The organism is Bacillus sp. 05T31, assembly GCF_056396725.1.
The window spans coordinates 1-1,310 of sequence record NZ_JBFTMA010000940.1 but is presented as its reverse complement, the minus strand read 5'-3'; the positions used below and the strand labels follow the sequence as shown (position 1 = coordinate 1,310).

General features: G+C 37.3%; 1 protein-coding gene. It reads left to right on the top strand.

What is annotated here, in order from left to right:
- Window positions 1-298 precede the first annotated feature (298 nt).
- A partial coding sequence (locus tag AC1DJR_RS30110; protein ID WP_477004271.1) for a dicarboxylate/amino acid:cation symporter occupies window positions 299-1,310 on the top strand: 1,012 nt, incomplete at its 3' end.

The window sequence follows — 1,310 nt, the reverse complement described above, 5'->3', positions numbered from 1 at the left end:
GTATATGTATCGAAGCTGTTCCTCCCTAATTTATAAGACATTCCCCAGTGTCTTTGAATAGCTTCCATCCCTAATTAAATTGATATAAATTGTCCCCTTCCCTAGGCCATCATGTGATGGTCTATTTTTTTTCCAAAYACATAAATGTATTCTTTCCACATATTTCAGCAAAACTGGACTATATACATTGAAATAGACCATTTCATACTAAATATTCAGAAAATATTGTCAAAATAGGTATTTTTTCGGTATAATTAATTTAGAAAGCAATTTTACAAAAACAAAGGAGGGGTTTTTATTGAAACAAACAAAGGCAATCTTAATTGCATTATTTCTCGGTCTAGTTGTCGGACTCACTTTAAATTTAGCTGCTCCATCTATTTTTGAGCCATTGAATCAATATGCGTTCAATCCACTTGGTCAATTGTTTATTCGACTTATTAAAATGCTAGTTGTTCCTGTTGTGTTCATTTCTATCGTACTTGGGGCTGCTGGTCTTGGAGATCCGAAACAACTTGGAAGAATTGGTTTAAAATCAATTTCATTCTTTCTCGTAACAACAGCTGTCGCTATCTCTATTGCAGTTACATTTGCACTTATCATAAAACCAGGAGCTGGCGGTAACTTTAAAACAGACGGGCTTAAGTATGAAGGTGCAAAAACTGAAACATCTTTCGTTGATACATTGCTGAATATTGTGCCAGATAATCCAGCAAAAGCGATGGCTGATGGTAACATGTTACAAATCATTGCCTTTGCCGCATTAATCGGACTCGGTTTAGCTGTTTTAGGAAAACGAGTTCAAGGTATCCATTCATTACTTGAACAGGGCAACGAATTAATGATGTATCTTGTTAATCTCGTCATGAAATTAGCTCCAATCGGAACATTCGGGTTGCTCGCTTCGTCCGTTGGTAAAATGGGTCTTGCAGGCGTCGCTGCGATGTTCAAGTATATGATTGTCGTTATGTTGGTACTCATTATTCACGGTGTCTTCGTATACGGCGGCTTATTAAAGGTAYTRGCMAAAGAAAGTATTATTCGTTTCTTTAAACATTTCGGWCCGGTAATGGCAATTGGRTTTAGTACATCTAGCTCTAATGCRTCYCTTCCATTTGCTATGAAAACCGCACAAGAAAAACTTGGAGTTCCAAAAGCGATAAGCTCTTTTGTACAACCACTAGGTGCAACGATTAATATGGATGGCACTGCCATTATGCAAGGTGTGGCAACTGTATTTATCGCTCAAGTGTACGGAGTTGAACTTACATTAGCACAATTAGCCATGGTCGTATTAACTGCTGTACTAG